The organism is Pseudoalteromonas sp. Isolate3 (assembly GCF_022398505.1).
GTDB classification, from domain to species: domain Bacteria; phylum Pseudomonadota; class Gammaproteobacteria; order Enterobacterales; family Alteromonadaceae; genus Pseudoalteromonas; species Pseudoalteromonas apostichopi.
On the sequence record NZ_JAKEVN010000036.1, the window covers coordinates 13,419 to 33,860 of the forward strand.

The 20,442-nt window shown below is 42.3% G+C and carries 14 protein-coding genes; 10 read left to right on the forward strand and 4 right to left on the reverse strand.

Annotated features, from left to right (window positions below; translation table 11 throughout):
* Window positions 1–232 precede the first annotated feature (232 nt).
* The 9 genes from L1D46_RS09380 (at window position 233) to tldD (ending at window position 12,907) form a co-directional block, all read left to right on the forward strand.
* Window positions 233–2,260 (forward strand): formylglycine-generating enzyme family protein, encoded by a 2,028-nt coding sequence (locus tag L1D46_RS09380; RefSeq protein WP_130049776.1) that lies wholly within the window; start codon window positions 233–235, stop codon window positions 2,258–2,260.
* A 133-nt stretch (window positions 2,261–2,393) separates the two neighbouring features.
* On the forward strand, window positions 2,394–3,437 hold the full coding sequence (locus tag L1D46_RS09385) for a rod shape-determining protein (RefSeq protein WP_054552787.1): 1,044 nt from the start codon (window positions 2,394–2,396) through the stop codon (window positions 3,435–3,437).
* Window positions 3,437–4,279, forward strand: coding sequence for a rod shape-determining protein MreC (gene mreC, locus L1D46_RS09390; RefSeq protein ID WP_130049775.1), 843 nt, complete (start codon window positions 3,437–3,439; stop codon window positions 4,277–4,279). Before L1D46_RS09385 ends, mreC begins: the two co-directional genes overlap by 1 nt.
* Complete coding sequence (mreD, locus tag L1D46_RS09395; protein WP_054552785.1) at window positions 4,272–4,751, forward strand: rod shape-determining protein MreD; 480 nt, start codon at window positions 4,272–4,274, stop codon at window positions 4,749–4,751. Before mreC ends, mreD begins: the two co-directional genes overlap by 8 nt.
* Window positions 4,751–5,320: a nucleoside triphosphate pyrophosphatase gene (locus tag L1D46_RS09400; protein ID WP_130049774.1), complete on the forward strand. Its 570-nt coding sequence runs from the start codon at window positions 4,751–4,753 to the stop codon at window positions 5,318–5,320. The genes mreD and L1D46_RS09400 overlap by 1 nt, the downstream gene beginning before the upstream one ends.
* Window position 5,321: 1 nt before the next feature.
* On the forward strand, window positions 5,322–6,794 hold the full coding sequence (rng, locus tag L1D46_RS09405; RefSeq protein WP_130049773.1) for a ribonuclease G: 1,473 nt from the start codon (window positions 5,322–5,324) through the stop codon (window positions 6,792–6,794).
* Window positions 6,794–10,651, forward strand: coding sequence for a YhdP family protein (locus tag L1D46_RS09410; RefSeq protein WP_239977446.1), 3,858 nt, complete (start codon window positions 6,794–6,796; stop codon window positions 10,649–10,651). Before rng ends, L1D46_RS09410 begins: the two co-directional genes overlap by 1 nt.
* Entirely contained in the window at window positions 10,641–11,471 is an 831-nt protein-coding gene (locus L1D46_RS09415; RefSeq protein WP_130049771.1) for a carbon-nitrogen hydrolase family protein, read from the forward strand. Before L1D46_RS09410 ends, L1D46_RS09415 begins: the two co-directional genes overlap by 11 nt.
* Window positions 11,468–12,907 (forward strand): metalloprotease TldD, encoded by a 1,440-nt coding sequence (tldD, locus tag L1D46_RS09420; protein WP_239977449.1) that lies wholly within the window; start codon window positions 11,468–11,470, stop codon window positions 12,905–12,907. The genes L1D46_RS09415 and tldD overlap by 4 nt, the downstream gene beginning before the upstream one ends.
* A 54-nt stretch (window positions 12,908–12,961) precedes the next feature.
* On the opposite strand, the gene L1D46_RS09425 is transcribed toward tldD, so the two are convergent.
* The 4 genes from L1D46_RS09425 to gorA all read right to left on the reverse strand — a co-directional run bounded on the left by L1D46_RS09425 (window position 12,962) and on the right by gorA (window position 18,218).
* On the reverse strand, window positions 12,962–13,693 hold the full coding sequence (locus L1D46_RS09425; RefSeq protein WP_239977451.1) for a glutaredoxin: 732 nt from the start codon (window positions 13,691–13,693) through the stop codon (window positions 12,962–12,964).
* A 125-nt stretch (window positions 13,694–13,818) separates the two neighbouring features.
* Window positions 13,819–15,492, reverse strand: a complete 1,674-nt coding sequence (locus tag L1D46_RS09430) for a hypothetical protein (protein ID WP_239977452.1) — start codon at window positions 15,490–15,492, stop codon at window positions 13,819–13,821.
* A 198-nt stretch (window positions 15,493–15,690) separates the two neighbouring features.
* Window positions 15,691–16,737, reverse strand: a complete 1,047-nt coding sequence (locus L1D46_RS09435; RefSeq protein WP_239977453.1) for a helix-turn-helix domain-containing protein — start codon at window positions 16,735–16,737, stop codon at window positions 15,691–15,693.
* 119 nt (window positions 16,738–16,856) lie between these two features.
* Entirely contained in the window at window positions 16,857–18,218 is a 1,362-nt protein-coding gene (gorA, locus tag L1D46_RS09440) for a glutathione-disulfide reductase (protein ID WP_239977454.1), read from the reverse strand.
* A 151-nt stretch (window positions 18,219–18,369) separates the two neighbouring features.
* Here gorA and prlC point away from each other — a divergent pair, with 151 nt between their 5' ends.
* Window positions 18,370–20,421 (forward strand): oligopeptidase A, encoded by a 2,052-nt coding sequence (gene prlC / locus L1D46_RS09445; RefSeq protein WP_239977455.1) that lies wholly within the window; start codon window positions 18,370–18,372, stop codon window positions 20,419–20,421.
* Window positions 20,422–20,442 lie beyond the last annotated feature (21 nt).

Below are 20,442 nucleotides of genomic sequence, written 5' to 3' on the forward strand. Positions count from 1 at the left end.
TCATTCAGTAAAAAAACACATCCAATTGTAGCAAAGTTGTCTTACAGATAGAAATTAGTCAATTAAACCAAAATGATTTTGTTATTTACTGGCATCAACTAAGGTAATAGATGTAAACTCAGATAATAATTGAACAAAGCTTGTGTTTTGCTTTGCAAGTACATAGCATAAGAGTTTAATTATAAAAAAATAATAATGACCAAATAATTGCCGCTTTTTGGGAATGGAATATATGCGAATTGCTCCTTTATCTCTGTTAATTTCAGTTAGTTTGCTAGCAACTAGTGCATTTGCACAAGATACTGCTACGGTAACTGGCATTGAATCAGAGATCAGTAAAAAACAAGCCGAATACGATAACTCGACCCTAATCCTCGAAAAACACCTAAAAGAAGAAAGTCAGTTACAAAAACAACTCGAATTATTGCGCGCCCGCTCAACTGAGCTAGACAAAGAAAAGAATCAAGCGCTAGATGCAATGAACGAGATGTACCGCCGACTAATTGATGACCCAACCCTTGATATCAGCAATGCGCAGTCGCGCTATCAAAAAGCGGTTGTTGATCACAAACAAAACAAAGATGATATTTCGATGCAATTGGCGGCAATTGCTTCACATAGAAAAGACATTGAGCAAATTCGTGTATCAAAACATACACAGTTAAACACCTTAGAAAGTTTAAAAGAGCAGTTAGCAACGGCACGTGTTGAGCGTTTACGTAACGAATTCACTCGTGAAGGCACATTAGAGGTTAATCACACAATTAACTGTAAGCGCACTGAAACACTTGCTGCATGTGAACAGCGCGGCCAGCAAATGGGCTTACAAAAAGCCACTAAACGTTTTGTAGACCAAATTTTTGCTAACTTAACTGAAGAGCGTTTAGTTGAACCAAAACGCAACCTTGCTGGTGCACAAGTTAAGATTTTAAGTAGCCATGTAGTGAATAGCGCTTTTAGTGGGCAAGGTAACTACAACGTTAACTTAAGCGTGACGATGCGCGGTGATGTAAATAGTAGCCGTTTATGTAGCTTACTTAATTTAGACAACCGTTTTTGTGCAGACTATGGCACACCTTTAGCTGGAAACTTTCAGCCAAGCTACGGGACCACATATTCAGATAGTCAGTTAACATTCAGTGATCCTCAGGATAATGGGCAGGTGGTATCGGTTTCACGTATGAGTGAACAACCTGTAAGCGATTACTCTGTAAAAAAGCCAATAAAGGTTGAACCATTACCTGATCTAAAAAAATCTAAAATGGTTGAATTAACACTGCGTTCAAATGTTTATGATGACGAAGTGTTTATTGATGGTGTGAGCTATGGCGCAACTAGGTTAACGACATCATTACCAAAAGGTTTCCATGAAATTGAAATTCGCAAACGAGGCTACAAAAGCTATAAAGCGCGAATTGATCTGCGTAAAGCGCAAACAATTAATGCAAATCTAGTGAAAGTACCAGAACCAGTTGTTGCTGAGGTTACTACGGCACCAACTCAACCAGTAATAGCACCCGTTGCAAGTATTGTTAATAAAACCAGCTCTGCCAGCATTGTGGTTATACCCGCTGGTAAATTTAAGATGGGTGATATTAACGGCAACGGTTTAGCGAATGAACGTCCAGTGGTAGAAAAAACCATTGCTAATTCATTTGCAATGCAAAGCAAAGAAGTAAGCGTTGGCGAGTATGAGCAATTCGTTGCGAATACGGGCTACAAAACAGAAGCAGAAAAAGATCGCGGCTGTGCGTATTACTTAAATGGTGAACCAGTGTGGGAAGCAACCCTAAACTGGCGTAACCCAGGCTTTGATCAAGAAAGTGATTTTCCGGCGGTTTGTTTAACTTACAATGATGCCAAAGCGTATGCAGATTGGTTATCGGGTCAAACAGGCCAGTTATTTCGTTTACCCAATGAGGTTGAGTGGGAGTACGCTGCACGCGCAGGTAAAGAAACTGAATACCCTTGGGGTAACGAAATTGGAAAGAATCTAGCGAACTGTGGCTGGTGTGGTAGCGAATGGTCAAATAAGAGCGCTGCACCAACAGGATCGTTTTCTCCTAACGCATTTGGCCTATACGATACAGTAGGTAATGTGTGGGAATGGACAAACAAAAAGTCAGGACAGTCTGATGTGGCTGTTCGAGGCGGTGCATGGAATTTTGCCCCTAGCCTAGCACGCGTATCAACGCGCTTAATCTTAGCGCCAGATTTCCGTGCAAACTATATCGGTTTCCGTTTAGTACGCGAACGATAGGAATTTGAAAAGGAAGCAATGGATGCTTCCTTTTTTAGCAATTTAAATAAAGCAGTTGCGCTTTCTCATGATTAGCATGATAGAGTGAGAGCAGCTAGTATAAGAATGAATTTTTCAAAGGTCATCCAGCCTCATGTTTAAAAAACTCCGTGGTATTTTTTCAAACGATCTATCGATCGACTTGGGTACAGCCAATACCCTAATTTATGTAAAAGAAGAAGGTATCGTATTAAACGAGCCTTCAGTTGTTGCTATTCGTCAAGAGCGTGCTGGTGGCCCTAAGAGCGTGGCATCTGTAGGTACTGAAGCTAAGCAAATGTTAGGTCGTACTCCGGGTAACATTAAAGCGATTCGTCCAATGAAAGACGGCGTTATTGCTGACTTCTATGTGACAGAAAAAATGCTTCAACACTTTATTAAACAAGTGCATAACAACAACTTTATGCGTCCAAGCCCGCGTGTACTTATTTGTGTGCCTTGTGGTGCAACTCAAGTTGAAAAACGTGCTATTCGTGAATCAGCAATGGGTGCTGGTGCACGTGAAGTTTATTTAATTGAAGAGCCAATGGCTGCGGCGATTGGTGCAGGTTTGCCTGTATCTGAAGCAACGGGTTCGATGGTTGTTGATATCGGTGGTGGTACAACTGAGGTTGCCATTATTTCACTAAATGGTGTGGTTTACTCTTCATCTGTACGCATCGGTGGTGACAAGTTTGATGAAGCGATTATCAACTATGTACGCCGTAACTTTGGTAGTTTAATTGGTGAAGCAACGGCTGAAAACATTAAACACCAAATTGGTTCGGCCTTCAAAACTGACGAGCCAATTGAAATTGAAGTACGTGGTCGTAACCTCGCTGAAGGTGTACCGCGCTCTTTCACACTGAACTCACACGAAATCTTAGAAGCATTACAAGAGCCATTAATGGGTATTGTAAGTGCAGTGATGGTTGCGCTTGAGCAATCTCCGCCAGAGCTTGCGTCTGATATCTCTGCACATGGTATGGTATTAACAGGTGGTGGTGCATTATTAAAAGACTTAGATCGTTTATTAATGGAAGAAACCGGTATTCCAGTTGTGGTTGCTGATGACCCATTAACCTGTGTTGCTCGTGGCGGCGGTAAGGCACTAGAAATGATTGATATGCACGGTGGTGACGTATTTAGTTACGACTAATGAAGTTACTGTTTGGTCGTACCATCTCTTTGCAACTGCGACTTTTTGTCGCAGTGCTTTTGAGTGTCGTGTTGATCGTGGGCGATCGCTACACTCAAGGTGGTACAACAATCCGCACTAGTTTAAATACCCTGGTTAGCCCACTTATTTATCTTGCCAATTTACCCTATGAGTTATTTAGTATTGGCGCGAAGAATCTGCACACCCGCGAACAGCTATTAACTGAAAACGAAGCGTTAAAAAAGAAGCAGTTACTACAAAGTGAGCAACTACAACAATTGCAATTTTTATCTCGTGAAAACGATAAGTTACGAGCGTTATTGGGTTCATCCGCGAAGCAATCAAATCGTAAAATCATTGCACAAGTACTCTCTGTTCACTCTAATCCGTATAGCCATCAGGTGGTTATTAACCGCGGTACAACTGATGGTCTAAGTGAAGGTCAAGCCGTCATTGACGAAATGGGGGTTGTGGGGCAAATCACTCAAGTGGGCTCGACTACTTCTCGAGTACTACTGATGACAGATACAACCCATGCCACACCAGTGCGTATTCTACGTAACGATGTGCGAACCGTGGTTGAAGGGATTGGCAAAATTAACGTAGTAAAGCTTTCGCACGTTCCGCATAGCCTTGATGTTCGCATTGGCGATATTCTGGTTACCTCAGGTCTGGGGGGCACGTTCCCAGAGGGGTATCCGGTTGCAGTGGTGACCGAAATTAACCGCGATGAAGGGCGTCCGTTTGCACAAGTTTATGCTGAACCCATTGCACAACTCGATCGTATTCGCTTATTGGTTGTGCTGTGGCGTAATCAGCAGGAGAGCATGAGCAATGAATAGTCGTCACTCTTTGCTGATTGCTATCAGTATTTTCTTTGCATTGGTTATGGCGTTAATGCCGTTACCGATTTCGTTTGAGCCCTATCGTCCAGATTGGGTGTTAATGGTATTAATGTATTGGTCATTAGCGGTGCCACACCGTTTAAATATTGGCACAGCTTGGGTGGTTGGTTTATTGATGGACCTTGCATCAGGATCGCCATTAGGTGTGAACTCACTGACTTATTCGGTGTGTATATTTATCACTGCTAGTAACTTCCAAAAAATTAGAAACTTTTCTTTATGGCAGCAAAGTATATTAATTGCTTTGTTTTTAACGCTTTATCACCTCATGCAGTTTTGGCTTAACCACTTTTTAATGGGCGTATACTTTAGCCCCCATTATATGTGGCCAGTGCTAACCGGCATGCTTTGTTGGTGGTGGATTTTCTTAATTTTGCGTAAATATCGCCGTCATTTCAGGATTAGATAATGCAAACCGCAATTTATTTGGCGTCTGCATCACCGCGCCGAAAAGAGTTGCTCAGCCAACTTGGCGTTGAGTTTTCTCAATTTAGCGTTGATGCAGATGAAAGTCAGTTCCCAAACGAAGCCCCTCGTGACTATGTAGAGCGTCTTGCCAGACTCAAGGCACAATCAGGCGTAGCTATGGGTTACATTGACCGTCCAGTACTTGGCAGCGATACCGTAGTTGTAATTGATGATACCGCACTCGGTAAACCGCTAGACCAAGTAGATTTTACTACCACGATGAAGCGTTTATCTGGCCGTACCCATCAAGTGATGACGGCTGTGGCAATTGCTGATAGTGAGCAAGTAAAAAGCTGTCTTGTTGTGACTGATGTCACATTTAAAGTGCTCAGCGATGCTGAAATTGATGCCTATTGGCATAGTGGTGAGCCACAAGATAAAGCTGGTGGTTATGGCATACAAGGCTTAGGTGGGCGCTTTGTTAGCCATCTTTCGGGTAGCTATTTTGCAGTTGTCGGCTTACCTTTATATGAGACAGAGCAGTTATTAAACGAATTTTTAAGAGGGTAACATGAGCACTGAATTACTGATCAACGTTACACCGAGCGAAAGTCGCGTTGCGCTTATCGAAAATGGCGTACTGCAAGAGATTCAACTAGAGCGAATTGGCAACCTAGGTATTGTCGGTAACATTTACCTAGGTAAAATCAGCCGTGTTTTACCAGGCATGCAAGCTGCGTTTGTGGATATTGGCTTAGAGAAAGCTGCCTTTTTACATGCATCGGACATTGTAAACAGTGCCTCGATTGTGGAAGGCGTTGATGAGCAGCCAATAAAGAAAGTACAAGATATTCGTGAGCTTGTGCGCCAAGGTCAATATATCATGGTGCAAGTGGTTAAAGACCCTCTTGGAACCAAAGGTGCACGCTTAACAACTGATATCACCATTCCTTCACGTTACTTAGTGTTCATGCCAGATGCGACTCATGTTGGTGTGAGCCAGCGCATTGAAACTGAAGAAGAACGTTTACGCTTAAAGAAAATTGTTGCTGAATATGGCGATGATGATGGCAGCTTTATTGTTCGTACCGCAGCAGAAGGTGCGTCGGAAGCTGAGCTACGTCATGATGCTGAGTTCTTAAAAAAACTGTGGCAAAAAATTGTTACTAAGCGTAAAAAAATCAGTAAAGAAAGCATCTTGCATGAAGACTTAACACTCGCTTTTCGAACTTTACGTGACTACGTAGGTGAAGACATGGAGCGTATTCGTGTTGACTCAAAGCTCACTTATCAGGAGCTTAAAGAGTTTACAGAAGAGTTTGTGCCTATCTTATCGGGAGCACTTGAATATTATCCTGGTGAGCGGCCTATTTTCGATTTATTCGATGTTGAAACCGAGATTCAAAAAGCACTCCACCGTAAAGTTGAGCTTAAATCGGGCGGTTATTTAATTATTGACCAAACCGAAGCGATGACAACCGTTGATGTAAATACTGGTGCGTTTGTTGGTCATCGTAATTTAGAAGAAACCATTTTTAATACTAATATCGAAGCGACCTCTGCGATTGCACGTCAACTGCGGTTACGCAACTTAGGTGGCATCATTATCATCGACTTTATCGATATGGTCAGTGATGAGCACAAGCGCCGAGTATTGCACTCGCTTGAGTCAGCTCTTGCAAAAGATCGTGCAAAAGCCAACATAAATGGTCTATCTGCACTAGGCTTAGTAGAGATGACCCGCAAGCGTACCCGCGAAAGCTTAGAGCATATCCTTTGTGATGTGTGTCCTGCGTGTTCCGGTCGTGGTTCACAAAAAACGGTAGAAACAGTTTGCTACGAAATTTTACGTGAAATCGTTAGGGTAAACCGTGCTTATGCGGCTGATAAGTTCATGGTTTATGCCGCTCCTTCGGTAAGTGAAGCGCTGATCAACGATGAGTATCACAATCTTGCAGAGCTGGAACTATTTATCGGTAAGCAAGTCAGTATTCAAACAGAGAGTTTATACAACCAAGAACAGTTTGATGTGGTAATGATGTAATGAAGGCAAAAACGGTCTGCTTTTATTGTTTACGTAAGTTATGGCAAGTATTTGCTATCACTCTCGTACTGCTGGCCGTTATTGTCTCTGTTGTGAAGTATTCACTCCCTTATGCGAATGACTATAAAGATGATATTGAAGCGTTTTTGTATGAACGTTTTGATGTTAATTTAGCGATTGGTTCTATCTCGGCTAGCTGGCAGGGCAAAGGTCCTTCCTTAGTCATTGAAGACATTTCGTTTGAAGATAACCAAACCTCACCCATCGCACTAACCATTGATAAAGCCAGCCTTGAAGTAAACTTATGGGAGTCGGTGAAAAGCCGTCAGCTTAAATCGAGCTACTTTGTGATCAATGGCTTTCATGCTGATGTTGATTTACCCACTATGCTTGATTTGGGGAATAACCAGCAAGCAGGCAACTTTGAGCAAAAAGAACTGATTGAAGGCTTATTCCTTGGTGAAACAGGCCACTTTGCAGTGCAAGACAGTAGCCTTAACCTTACCCTCAGTGATGGCAAAGAGCGTAAGCTGATCCTTGAAAACATTGTTTGGCAAAATACCCCAGAGCAGCATCAAGGCTCGGGAACATTAGCGTTACCGGGGATTTCTGTTGGTAGCTTTGACGCCCGTATGGCACTTAATGGCTCAACCCTCGAAACCATGGCTGGTGATATTTATGTCCAAGCAGCGAACGTCGATGTGTCTAAGTGGTTGGCGCAATATATTAATACTGACAAACAGCAGCTTAATTCAGACATCAACTTAAAGACGTGGTTTAGCCTTGAGAAAGGCCTGATCAGCGATGTAAAAGTGCAGTGGCTACCTAGCTTTATCAACTGGCAGCAAAACCAAGAAGCACATCAAATTAGCTTAAGTGAAGGTGGCTTTCATTTATTTCCAAAGCAAAATGGCTGGCGTTTAAAAAGCACCGGACTCACGTTTGAAAGTGACTTAAAAGAATGGCCGACCTTACAATTTGAAGCTCAACTTGGCGATAAAAGCCAAATCTGGCTTAAACAATTTGATTTTGCATTACTCGCCAAGTTATCGCAGTTAAGTAACTTTGAGGTGCTAGCACCATTTTTAGCACGCCAACCCAATGGTCAATTAAGTGATGCCTATTTAGAATTAGGTCAGCAAGATAAGTGGCAGTTCTGGTTTCAAGGTGAGCAAATTAATTGGCTATCGCTGCAAGGCATTCCTGGTGGGCAAGCTATTCGTGTTGATGGCTTAATTAATCAATCAGCTGGTCGAATTCAGTTATATGGCGAGAATAATCAACTGCTCACGAACGGCAGCTTTAGCCAAGATATTGCTTATAACCAATTAAATGTCGAGCTAGACCTTCATCGTTACGACGATGGCTGGCGTATTAGTAGCGATAATATCTGGCTTGATAACGACGAAGTTACCCTTGCAGCTGAGATGATGCTTAGTCTTACTGATGAGCCGCGTTTAGATTTATATGCTGAAGCCTATGCCCCTGATGCCAACGTAGCTGGGCATTATTTCCCATTACCTGTGATGAGCGAAAAGTTGGTTAATTACCTCAATGGGGCAATTAAGGGCGGTGAAGTAAACAAAGCTCAAGTGTTGTTTTCTGGGCCATTTAAAGGTTTTCCATTCAAACAGCAGCAAGGTCAATTTGAAGTTTTAGCGAATGTTGAGAGTGCCAAATATAAATTCTCACCGAGCTGGCCTACAGTTGAAAATGCTAACGTCATTTTACATTTTGAAAATGAGCGCATGGATATCTATAGCAAGTCAGGCAAGCTAGTTAATTTATCTCTCGGAGAGAGTGTGCACGTCAGTATTGCAGATTTAATGAATGCAGAGATACTAAAAGTTGCTATAAACAAGCGCGCCCATGGCAATAAGCTTAATCCTTTCTTTACAGAGACTCCGCTTGCAAAGCCTTTAGCAAGTGTCTTTGAAGTCGTGCAACCTCAAGGTGAAGCAACCGCCGAGATTGAGCTGTTAGTTAATTTACGTTCTGGTCATGTTGATGCGATTGGTGAAGTTGAACTTGCAAATATTCCGGTTTACCTTGCACAACCGGGGATCACACTTAATAACATGACTGGTATCGTTAAGTTTAATAACGATAAAATCGACCTAAAAAATGCTAAAGCAAACTGGATGGGGATGCCACTCACTGCGTGTTATAACAGCGAAAGCGTGGCTGATAACTACCTCGCAGAAATTGATATAAAACTGGCGCTTGAAGCTGAGCCTTTAATTGAACAAGCCCATGGTTTGCTTGCAGGTTACTTAAGCGGTCAAAGCGATGTTGATATTAATGTTTCACTTAACTTTTTACCGAATGATTTCAATTATCGTGCAGATGTGAGTGGCGACTTAATCGGTGTGACTAGCCAGTTGCCGGCACCTTATAACAAGAGTTCAGAGCAAAGTTGGCCATTAACCGCGGTGGTACAAGGCGACCGCATCTCAAATCTGATTACTGCTAATATCGATGAGCAGCTTTTCTTTAATGCGATTTTAGATAATGGTAAACAGAAATTTAGCAATGCCCATTTAATTTTAGGCGCACAAGATTTAGGTCTTAATCGTGAAGGTTTTGCTGTATCTATCGATTTGCCAGAAACTAAAATAGTGCCTTGGTTTGGCTTAATTGATCAAATTATTGCGCTCACCAAAGTGAAGTCTGACGCGCCAAGTGTGATGCCTGCATTCAATAACGTAACGGGTAAATTTAATAAGCTGGCATTACATAATATCGACTTTAATGATTTTGAATTTCGCTTAGCACCAAAACAATCAGACTTAGAGTTAAGGTTAAATGCTAAAGAATTACGTGCCGACGCACTTATTCCAACCGGTGAAACGCGCAGACCAATTCAAATTTTTACTGACTATCTGCGTATTAACTTCAACGAAGTAGCAGAGCAAGCAGATCAAGTTTCTGAACCTGAAGATTTAAGATGGTTAACTCGTGTTCCAGCTATCGAGTTTAACTGCGAAGATTGTAAAGTGGCAGAATATCAACTCGATAAAATTAAAAGCAGCTTAGTAGGAGAGCAAGGTAAACTCTTGTTCACTGAGCTTGTTATCGACAAAGGCGATCATGTATTGCGTGGTAAGGGGCAATTTGCCGATGGTCAAACACGCTTTACTGGTAACTTACAAAGTGACGATATCGGTGAGTTATTTGATGAATTTGATATCACAACAACAGTAAAAGATTCTGATGCCGATATTAAGTTTGATCTTGCATGGCAAGGCGCACCTTATAACTTTGACGTACCCAGTTTAGCGGGGGAGCTAGATTGGCGTTTAGGTGAAGGTCACCTTACAGAAATTAGTGATGGTGGTGCGCGGGTATTCTCATTACTGAGTTTAGATTCGTTAGTGCGTAAGCTGAAACTCGATTTTAGAGATGTATTCTCTAAAGGCTTTTTCTATAACAGCATGCAAGGCACGATGCAGCTAGAAAAGGGCATTGCTTACACTCAAGATACCAAGCTTGATGGTGTACCTGCCGATTTAACGATTAAAGGCCACACTAACTTAAACACCTTTGAAATTGACTACGATCTGGCTGTTGCACCGCAGGTAACCTCAAGTATTCCTGTTATTGTGGCATGGATGGTCAACCCTGTAAGTGGTCTTGCAGCACTGGCAATCGATAAAGTAATTCACTCGGCACGAGTGATCTCTGAGATCAACTTTAAAGTAACAGGGAGTATGAATGATCCTGTAGTGAAAGAGCTTGATCGTAAGAGTCGTGAAGTGACGTTACCGCAAGCTGCGCAAAGTCAGCCACAGTCGTCGACGCAATTAAAATTAAAAGATGCCGCATCTTCAGCGAGTTTAGGTAACAATGAAGACTAATCATCAACCACAGGTTGTCGCAGTACAAATGTGCTCAAGCATGAATGCTGAGCAAAACCTCGCTTTTCTAGCAGATACACTGACCAAGTTACCTGCTACTCGGCCATTGCTTGTGTGTTTACCTGAAAGTTTTTTGATTTTTAGTAAGCACAGCCAAGCAAGCTATGAATTAGGTCTACAGAGTGAGGTTTATAAAGCGAAACTTGCCGATTTATGTAAGCAGCATGATATCTGGTTAGCTGCTGGTACCCTCCCTGTTTCGCAGCAAAATGGTAAGTATTTAGCTGCCTCGTTTTTATTTAATAACCAGGGTGATGTGGTTGCACAGTACAATAAAATTCACTTATTTGATGTAGATGTTGCCGACACGACGCGCAGTTACCGAGAGTCTGATGCGACGCAGGCGGGCGAGGATATTGTGGTGGTTGATTCGCCATTTGGTAAAATTGGCCTAGCAGTATGTTATGATCTACGTTTTAGTGGCTTATTCACCGCGATGCAGCGCCAAGGGGCTGACCTCATTTTAGTGCCAAGTGCCTTTACTACAGTCACCGGCGCTGCTCATTGGCATATTTTATTAGCTGCGCGCGCAATCGAAACACAATGTTATGTGGTTGCCGCAGCACAGTGGGGCGAGCACGAGAATGGCCGTCACACTTATGGCCACAGCATTATTATTTCACCATGGGGAGAAACGCTCAGTGAGCTTGCCTCTGGTACTGGGTTTATCAGCCATTGGCTTGATTTAAACCGCTTGAATACAATTCGCCAAGACATGCCTATGCAGTCTCAGCAACGATTTAGAGAGCATTTATTATGAACACGGTTGAACAGCATTTATTACATGACAGCCAACTAACGAGAGAAGAATTAGAAAAAACGCTCGCTTTTATTCATCAACACCAAGTTGATTATGCCGACCTGTATTTTCAATCTAGTCACCACGAATCTTGGGTGCTTGAAGATGGCTTAGTGAAAGAAGGTTCTTACAACGTTGAACGCGGTGTGGGTGTGCGTGCTGTTAGTGGTGAAAAAACCGGTTTTTCATACTCAGATGCGATTAATCTTGAAGCGTTAAATAAAGCCGCATCCGCAGCGCGTAGTATTGCCAATGCAGGCGAAAACAAAACGATTCAGGTGTTCAGTGATGTTGCTGCTAAAGAGCAGTATGCGCCGCATCAACCTATTCAAAGCATGAGCAATGATGACAAAGTAAGTCTGCTACGTGAGCTTGAAAGCTATATTCGTCAATTAGCACCTGATGCTGAGCAAGTGATCAGTTCAATGTCGGCGGTTTATGAAGAAGTGTTAATTGCTGCAAGTGATGGCACCTTTGCAACCGATATTCGCCCGCTTATTCGTTTAAATTGTTCAGTGTTACTTGAGAAGAATGGTCGTCGTGAGCGCGGTGGTGCAGGAGGCGGTGCTCGTTTAGATTATGGTTATTTTAAAGAGTTAGTCGATGGCAAACCGCGTTGGATGGAATACGCGGAAGAAGCTGTTCGCCAAGCGAAAGTAAACCTAGAAGCTATCGATGCACCTGCAGGTAGCATGGAAGTAGTACTAGGTGCAGGTTGGCCGGGCGTGTTACTACACGAAGCGGTAGGTCATGGCCTAGAAGGTGACTTTAACCGTAAAGGCGCATCAGCTTTTAGCGGTAAGGTAGGTCAAAAGGTTGCATCTGAGCTGTGTACAGTCGTGGATGATGGCACCATTGCTGATCGCCGAGGTTCATTGAACGTAGATGACGAAGGCACTCCTGCTGCGTATAACGTGCTTATTGAAAACGGTATTCTAAAAGGCTATATGCAAGATAAGCTAAATGCGCGTTTAATGGGGGTTAACCCTACCGGTAATGCGCGCCGTGAATCGTACGCTCATTTACCTATGCCACGTATGACCAACACTTATATGTTAGGTGGAGAGCACAGCCAAGCCGATATTATCAGCTCGGTGAAAAAGGGTATCTTCGCGCCTAATTTTGGTGGCGGCCAAGTGGATATCACGTCAGGTAAATTTGTATTTAGCGCCTCTGAAGCCTACTTAATTGAAAACGGTAAAATCACGCAACCTATCAAAGGTGCCACACTAATTGGTAATGGCCCAGAAGTGATGCAGCAGATCTCAATGGTAGGGAACGATCTAGCACTTGATAAAGGCGTTGGCGTGTGCGGTAAAGATGGCCAAAGCGTACCTGTTGGGGTAGGTCAACCAAGCCTTAAAATTGATAACTTAACGGTGGGTGGTACGGCTTAATATTCCCACAGTATAGTTATAATGAACGCGAGGGGAATCCCTCGCGTTTTTGTATTAGCTTACTAGCATCCATATACCCGCGGCTATCATAAATAAGTTCTCACTCAGTGAGATAAAGCCGAGCGGCACATTACTGTCGCCACCAACACAGGCGCATTTCAGATCTCGTTTATCGATATACACAGCCTTAATAACCGACACTGCACCTATACCACCAATAAATAATGAAAATGGGGCAACAGCTAAGGCAGGTAATTCAGCTACCATACCTATCGCTACATACGCCTCAATAAACGGGTATACATAAGCGTAGGGCACAATACGCATCGCTAGTAAGTCATAGGTAATAAATGAGTTAGAAAAGCTGTATAAGTCTTGTAGCTTTTGTATCGCTAATACCGCCATTGATACTGCAACGAACAGCATCAGGTTTTGCAAAGAGAATAAAGCCTCACCGCTGGCATAAGTAAAACCGCAGCTGAGTAGCATAGCGACCGCAAAAATGGCTAATACAGGCGTGTAACTGGTGCCCTGTTGGCCAGCCTTAGGTAGATTAAAAAAGTCGCGCAAATCATCGTAACCACCAATGCATTTATCATTGATAAAGGTTTGTGGTGTGGTTTTTACATCATGCTGCTGTTTGAATGCGTCAGTTTGCTCACGGCTGGTTAAGTGACGATCGTCAACATCGTAACCATGTCGCTCTAATAAATCTTTTGATTTTAAACCGAACGGGCAAATATGCTCATCGGTCACCATGCGGTATAAAATTGCAGACTTAGACACAGTGCCTCCTTGTAAAAATGCCTTGAGTACTGCGTAAAAGTTGCTTAATTACACAGTAAACAAGGGCAAATTGTTGCTATAACTGGTTACTTTATTAACAGTTACAAGGTTTGTGCCAGCACTGTTTATTGCTTGGTTATGGTTAAAACAGCATCCATTACTGGGTCTACACCTGCAAAGTAGTCTTTTGCAGAAAGCGTAATTGGCATATCGGGCGCTAACCAAATACGATGGTCTTCAGCTCTGCTTTGCTGGTGGAATTGGCTCGAAATAAGGCCTGTTTGTTTACTGTATGGTAGGTTAAACCAGCCTGCTTCACCTGCCACGTTAGGGCGGGTGCCTGATGGTTCACCTACAAAAATTGCTGGCACTATATTGGTAATCTTAACTGCTAGATCATGGCCTGCCGAAAATGTATTGCGGCCAATTAATATAAATAACTTTCCTTGTGGCTTTAATACTTTAAAAAATGCGGCCGTTGCTACCAAAGGTGGGGTGAGCGAGCCATTACCACCACTGTTATGGCGAAGGTCTAGCACCATATGCTCAATGTCATCGTGTTTGATTTGTGCTTGTAGCTGCATAGCAAATTCAGCAAGGGTGAGATCTTTGCTATTACGTACATCATTGAATTGTACATACAGTAATTTATTCGCTTTTATTTGTTCGCTCCAAAACGGTGTGTTGTTTTTCGCTAAGTATCTAAGCGTAGGGTGTTCAGCAAGTTTTGGTAACTTAGGAAAACCTGCAAATTGCATTGACTGGAGCGCTGGTGTAACTGTGGTGAGAGCGCCTTTTGGCGAGCTGAGGGTGAGCGTTACCTCGTTACCTTTGCTAATGCCAAGTCCGTTTAGTACATCAAGCAAACTTAAATAATATGGTCCCAGCCAAAGGGTTTGCATTTCATTATCGCGAGCATTAACACGTTTAGTTAACTCAAGAGCTTGCTGGGCTGGTGTATCGGCAAATGCCTCAACTTTATGGCCAACATATTGCTGGTAATCGCTACTTGCTTTGGTGATGTATAAGCCGTCACTAAATTGATAAAACTGAAATGGTAGTTGCTGAAAGTTGCCTTTTTCACCCCATGCTGGGATCAATAGATTATGACCATTGCCAAGTAACGCAATTAGCTCCATAAACTGAAAAACAATTTGCTGATCAGTCAGATCAGGAATCGATTTATCAATCTCAGCTACTTTTTCTGCAAACTGTTGTGAGCTCATGTTTTGATACATTGCCACGTGTAAACGTTTAATCTCTGCAACTAAAAACGCTAAATCGGCGCGCCATTTTTGATCTCGATTGAGCTCAGTATTTAAATCATTACCTGCAAGTGATTTGTAACTGGCTGATTGCGCAAAGCGTTCAAAGTGAGGATTAGTACCAGATTTAAATAAGCTGGTGCCAGCAAGTGTTGGGCGGTCATCCCATCTTGCTGCCAGTGCTTTTTTAAGCCAATATTCTGCTTGCTGTTGGTTGTTAAGCCCTGCGTATGCCTCTGCAATTTTCACCATTAAATCGTTAGGGTTACTGGCCCCATTAGGAATGCCTTTTAAGCTAGTCCCAATTGCAAGTGCGCGTTGCAAAGCATTGCTGGCATTTTGATAATCAGCCAATTGAAAATAACTGAGACCAAGTAAATACCAAGTATCGCCATCATTTTGATATTCATTAATGAGCTGTTTTGTGAGTTTATTCACCAGAGCCCAGTTTTGTTGTTTAGCAAATTCTATTGCTGCTGTTTTCGATTGAAAGTAAGCGATTGGGTCGCTTGCACCAACGCGATTTGGTTGCACTTTTAAGGCTTGATTTGTTACCTCTAAAGAATGATTCGTTGCTAACGCAGAACCCGAAAAGTTTATTAATAGGCACAATATTAGTAGTAAAAAATAGGACTTGTACATCTGGAGTCTCAAAGCTGTTTTTTGTTTAAATTAGCGTTAGGGCTGTAAAAAAGCGTCCTAAAACAGGATTTAGGACGTTTTTTGTCTGTTTTATGAGCAGGTTTTTAGTGTTTGCTTCTTAAATTGACTCGGCGTTAATCCCGTTTCTTTTTTAAACACTGCATTAAAAGTCGATTTAGAATTAAAGCCAGCTTGAAATGCCAGTTCTATCAGGCTGAGTTTTTGAGATGAGTCTTGCTCTATTTCGCGTTTAACATCATTCACTCTATGCTGGTTGATGTACTCACAAAAGTTGTTCCCCGTTGTGCTGTTAATAGCCCAAGATATTTCTTTACTACCGAGCCCAGTTTGATTTGCTAAGTCGTTTAATGACAACCTAGGTTGTCGATAAAGCGATTCGTTAATAATCAAGCTATCAATAGTTGAGAAAATTTGCTGCGCAAGTTGCTCGTCAGACGAATCAGCTTGTTCAGCTTCGGGTTCTTCAGGCAATGTGACTGGCTCGAATTGAAAGCTATTTTTGATGGTGTGAAACAACAAAAAGCTAAACATTAGCAGTAACAGTATTTCGTTTAATAAATACCAGTGCATCTTTAAATCGAGCGGCGTGATTGGTTGCACATTCATACGCAGCAAATCGAATACGACAATAATGGCAATAATAAATAATGCTTTGATCAGCCACTTTAATTTAAGGCTCTCAGCATCTGAGCGCGCATGCATAAGTTGTTTGTGGTAGCCCTTTAAAGTGCCATAAGCAAAGTAGAAGTAGCCAAGTTGACTGAGCGAACCGAGTAAAATGATCTCCTGCGTGTAGTGGGTAAAGGCCAAGGAAATAGCCGCAGGAATTAAGTGAACCGCGTAGTGTGATGTTATAAAGGGCTGCTTACCTGTAATCGACAAGGTAAAAAAGTAAATCATAGGCCCATACAGTAATGTAAATGCCGGTGTGATTAAGTAATCAGAAAGGCCTAACCCTTCTAACAGGTTAAAGGCGCATACACAGCCTTGAAATACAAATAGCAGCACCAAGGAACGACTTTGTTTTTGGCTATTAATTAATAATGCACCAAATAACATTTGGAACAGAAAGATACTCTGTACAAGGTGTACAGGGAATAAAGTGATTGATTGCAAAGTAGTTTACGTTCTTATTCTTTTAACTGAGTTTAACAACTCATCATCACTTTGTAATCATAGGCATAAAAAAACCTTGTGGCAGTACCACAAGGTTTTAATTTAGCTTAAAGCTAATCTTATCTCATCGTCACAAACTCTTCTGAGCCTGTTGGGTGAATAGCCACAACAGCATCAAAGTCTGCTTTTGTTGCGCCCATTTTCATGGCAACCGCAAAACCTTGGATCATTTCATCAACTGTGAAGCCAATGCCGTGTAAGCCAACAACTTTTTCGTCTTCTCCAGCACACACCAGCATCATGTTACAAGCTTGGCGGTGCTGAGTAACCGCTGTGTACATTGCTGCAAAGCTTGATTTATAAACCTTGACGTTTTCTGCACCATATTGCGAAATCGCTTCTTGCTCTGTTAAACCAATCGTGCCAATAGGCGGGTGGCTGAATACCACAGTCGGTACTAGCTCGTAGTCCATTTTTAAATCATCAGGTAATTCTTTATTAAATAAGCGCTCTGATAAAATACGACCTGCTTTAACGGCTACTGGCGTAAGTTCAATACCGTTTTCGATGATATCACCTACTGCATAGACGTTTTCAGCGGTGGTGTTTTGGAATTCGTCTACTTTTACGTAACCGCTTTCGTTCACTTCAACACCTGCTGCTGCAAGGTTGATCTTGTCAGTTGTTGGTGTACGGCCAATTGCCCAAATAACTTCATCAACGTTTTGGCTGTGACCATTTTCAAAGTGAATTGTTAAGCTATCATCGCTTTCTTTAATTACTTCTTTTGGAGTGCAATCAGTGTGAAGCGTAGGGCCTTCTTTTGCCATGATATCGACAAGCGTATCAATAATGTACGGGTCAAAAGTACGTAGTGGTTTGTTTTTACGAACAAACAGGTGGGTTTCTGTGCCAAGGCTATGAAGTACACCAGCGATTTCAACGGCAATGTAACCTGCACCAACCACAGCAACACGTTTAGGTTGTGCGTCTAGCTCGAAGAAGCCGTTTGAATCAATACCAAGCTCAGCGCCAGGGATGTTAGGAATAGTAGGACGACCACCAACAGCAACAAGGATATGATCTGCGGTGTAAAGTTCACCGTCAACTTCAACTGTTTTGTTATCAACAAACTTAGCAAAGCCATTGATCACAGTCACACCATTGCTAGATAAGTACTTGTTGTAACCTTGGTGAATACGACCAATATACGCTTCGCGGCTTTCAACTAATTTAGCCCAGCTAAAACCTTTTAACTCAACATCAAAGCCGTAATCAGGTGCATATGCGTTAATAGCTTCAGCGATTTGTGCGCCGTGCCACATAACTTTCTTTGGAACACAACCGACATTTACACAAGTGCCACCCATGTGTTTTGCTTCAATAAGAGCGACTTTTGCGCCACGCATTGCTGCACGGTTTGCAGAGGCAATACCGCCACTACCACCACCAATTGCAATGTAATCAAAATGCTGAGCCATAGTTTGTCCTCAAAAATAGATAATTTTTTATTAATTAATCGATTTAGTAATAACTTGATAATAGCATAATAAAGACCAAGGTTAAGCCCCTTGTATTTCATCAATTCGCCCCAACTTCAAAATCATCTTCGCATAAAATTTGAGAACAAAAATGACAATTGCAGAAAATAACCCACTCATTGGTTTAGAAGGGCTTCCGCCGTTTTCTAAAATTGAACCTGTACACGTAGTGCCAGCAGTAAAAGCGGCAATTGCTGAGTGCCGCGCTAAAATCGATGAGGTACTGGCAACCAAATCATACACATGGAATGATTTAGTACTTCCGCTTGAGGAAGCTGATGACAAGTTATCACGCCTATTTTCACCGGTATCACACATGAACTCAGTCGTTAACAGTGATGAGTTACGTGAAGCCTATGAGCAATGTTTGCCATTGTTATCTGAGTATTCAACGTTTGTTGGTCAGCACCAAGGTTTGTACGATGCTTACAACACACTTCATAATAGCGATGAATTTAAATCATTAACGATTGCCCAACAAAAAACCATTACTAATGCATTACGTGATTTTGAGCTGTCAGGGATTGCTTTAAAACCTGAACAACAAAAACGTTATGGCGAAATCAGTGCGCGTTTATCGGAGCTGGCTTCTAAGTTTGGTAACAATGTTATGGATGCTACACTTGCTTGGCAAAAACACATTACTGATGAAAGTGAACTGGCTGGCTTACCTGAGTCTGCTTTAGCACTTGGTGCTGATACCGCACAAAGTAAAGAGCTAGAAGGTTGGGTGTTTACTTTAGACTTTCCATCTTACTTACCTATTATGACCTACGCAGATAACCGCGAGTTACGTAAAGAGTTTTACACTGCGTTTGTGACCCGTGCCTCTGATCAAGGCCCTAATGCTGGTGAATTTGATAACTCTGCCATTATGAGCGAAGAGCTTGCACTGCGTCATGAGCTTGCCGAGTTACTTGGCTTTAGCAGCTACGCTGACATGTCACTGGCAACTAAAATGGCAGAAACGCCTGAGCAAGTTTTCTCATTCTTAGAAGATTTAGCTGCTAAGTCTAAACCGCAAGCTGAGCAAGAGCTTGCTGAGCTAACAGCTTATGCAAAAGACAAGCACGGTGTGACGGAACTTGCTGCATGGGACTACGCTTATTATGGCGAAAAACTTAAGCAAGAGAAGTATGCGATTTCTGATGAAGTACTGCGCCCATATTTCCCAGCCAATAAAGTATTAAGTGGCTTATTCACTACAGTAAATCGTTTATTTGGCATTAGTGTTAAAGAAGTAACAGAGTTTGATACTTATCACCCTGATGTACGTTTCTTCGAAATTTACGATAGCAGCAATACCTTACGTGGTCGCTTTTATCTTGATTTATACGCCCGCGATCGCAAACGCGGAGGTGCGTGGATGGATGACTGCATGGGTCGTAAAGTACGTGCTAACGGCGAATTACAAACCCCTGTTGCCTACTTAGTGTGTAACTTTAATAAAGCAGTGGGTGATAAGCCTGCCTTGTTTACTCATAATGAAGTGACAACTTTATTCCATGAGTTTGGTCATGGTATTCACCATATGTTGACGCAAGTTGATGCTGCGCCGGTTGCAGGTATTAACGGTGTTGCATGGGATGCGGTTGAGTTACCAAGTCAGTTCCTTGAAAACTGGTGTTACGAAGAAGAAGCGCTGAGCTTTATTTCGGGTCACTATGAAACAGGTGAGCCGTTACCAAAAGAGTTATTAGATAAACTCCTTGCGGCGAAGAACTTCCAATCAGGTATGCAAATGCTGCGTCAGCTAGAGTTCTCGTTGTTTGACTTTACTATTCACCATACTTACAAAGCGGGTGAGCCATGTAATATTCAAGCAACACTTGACGAGGTGCGCAGTAAAACTGCTGTTGTTAAAGCGCCAGCGTTTAACCGTTTTCAGCATGGCTTTAGCCATATTTTTGCGGGTGGTTATAGCGCAGGTTATTACTCTTATAAGTGGGCTGAAGTGCTCTCGGCTGATGCGTTTTCTAAGTTTGAAGAAGAAGGTATCTTTAACCCTGCAACGGGCGAAGCTTTCTTAAAGAGCATTTTAGAGAAAGGGGGTAGTGAAGAGCCTATGGAGTTATTTAAAAAGTTCCGAGGACGCGAACCGCAAGTCGATGCACTACTGAGACATAGCGGCATTGCTGCATAATAATTTTTGTTGATTTAAAGC

Excerpts from the sequence above, each read along its gene's own strand:
- L1D46_RS09380 (WP_130049776.1), top strand. The coding sequence starts at position 233 with ATGCGAATTGCTCCTTTATCTCTGTTAATTTCAGTTAGTTTGCTAGCA.
- L1D46_RS09385 (WP_054552787.1), top strand. The coding sequence starts at position 2,394 with ATGTTTAAAAAACTCCGTGGTATTTTTTCAAACGATCTATCGATCGAC.
- mreC (WP_130049775.1), top strand. The coding sequence starts at position 3,437 with ATGAAGTTACTGTTTGGTCGTACCATCTCTTTGCAACTGCGACTTTTT.
- mreD (WP_054552785.1), top strand. The coding sequence starts at position 4,272 with ATGAATAGTCGTCACTCTTTGCTGATTGCTATCAGTATTTTCTTTGCA.
- L1D46_RS09400 (WP_130049774.1), top strand. The coding sequence starts at position 4,751 with ATGCAAACCGCAATTTATTTGGCGTCTGCATCACCGCGCCGAAAAGAG.
- rng (WP_130049773.1), top strand. The coding sequence starts at position 5,322 with ATGAGCACTGAATTACTGATCAACGTTACACCGAGCGAAAGTCGCGTT.
- L1D46_RS09410 (WP_239977446.1), top strand. The coding sequence starts at position 6,794 with ATGAAGGCAAAAACGGTCTGCTTTTATTGTTTACGTAAGTTATGGCAA.
- L1D46_RS09415 (WP_130049771.1), top strand. The coding sequence starts at position 10,641 with ATGAAGACTAATCATCAACCACAGGTTGTCGCAGTACAAATGTGCTCA.
- tldD (WP_239977449.1), top strand. The coding sequence starts at position 11,468 with ATGAACACGGTTGAACAGCATTTATTACATGACAGCCAACTAACGAGA.
- gorA (WP_239977454.1), bottom strand. The coding sequence starts at position 18,218 with ATGGCTCAGCATTTTGATTACATTGCAATTGGTGGTGGTAGTGGCGGT.
- prlC (WP_239977455.1), top strand. The coding sequence starts at position 18,370 with ATGACAATTGCAGAAAATAACCCACTCATTGGTTTAGAAGGGCTTCCG.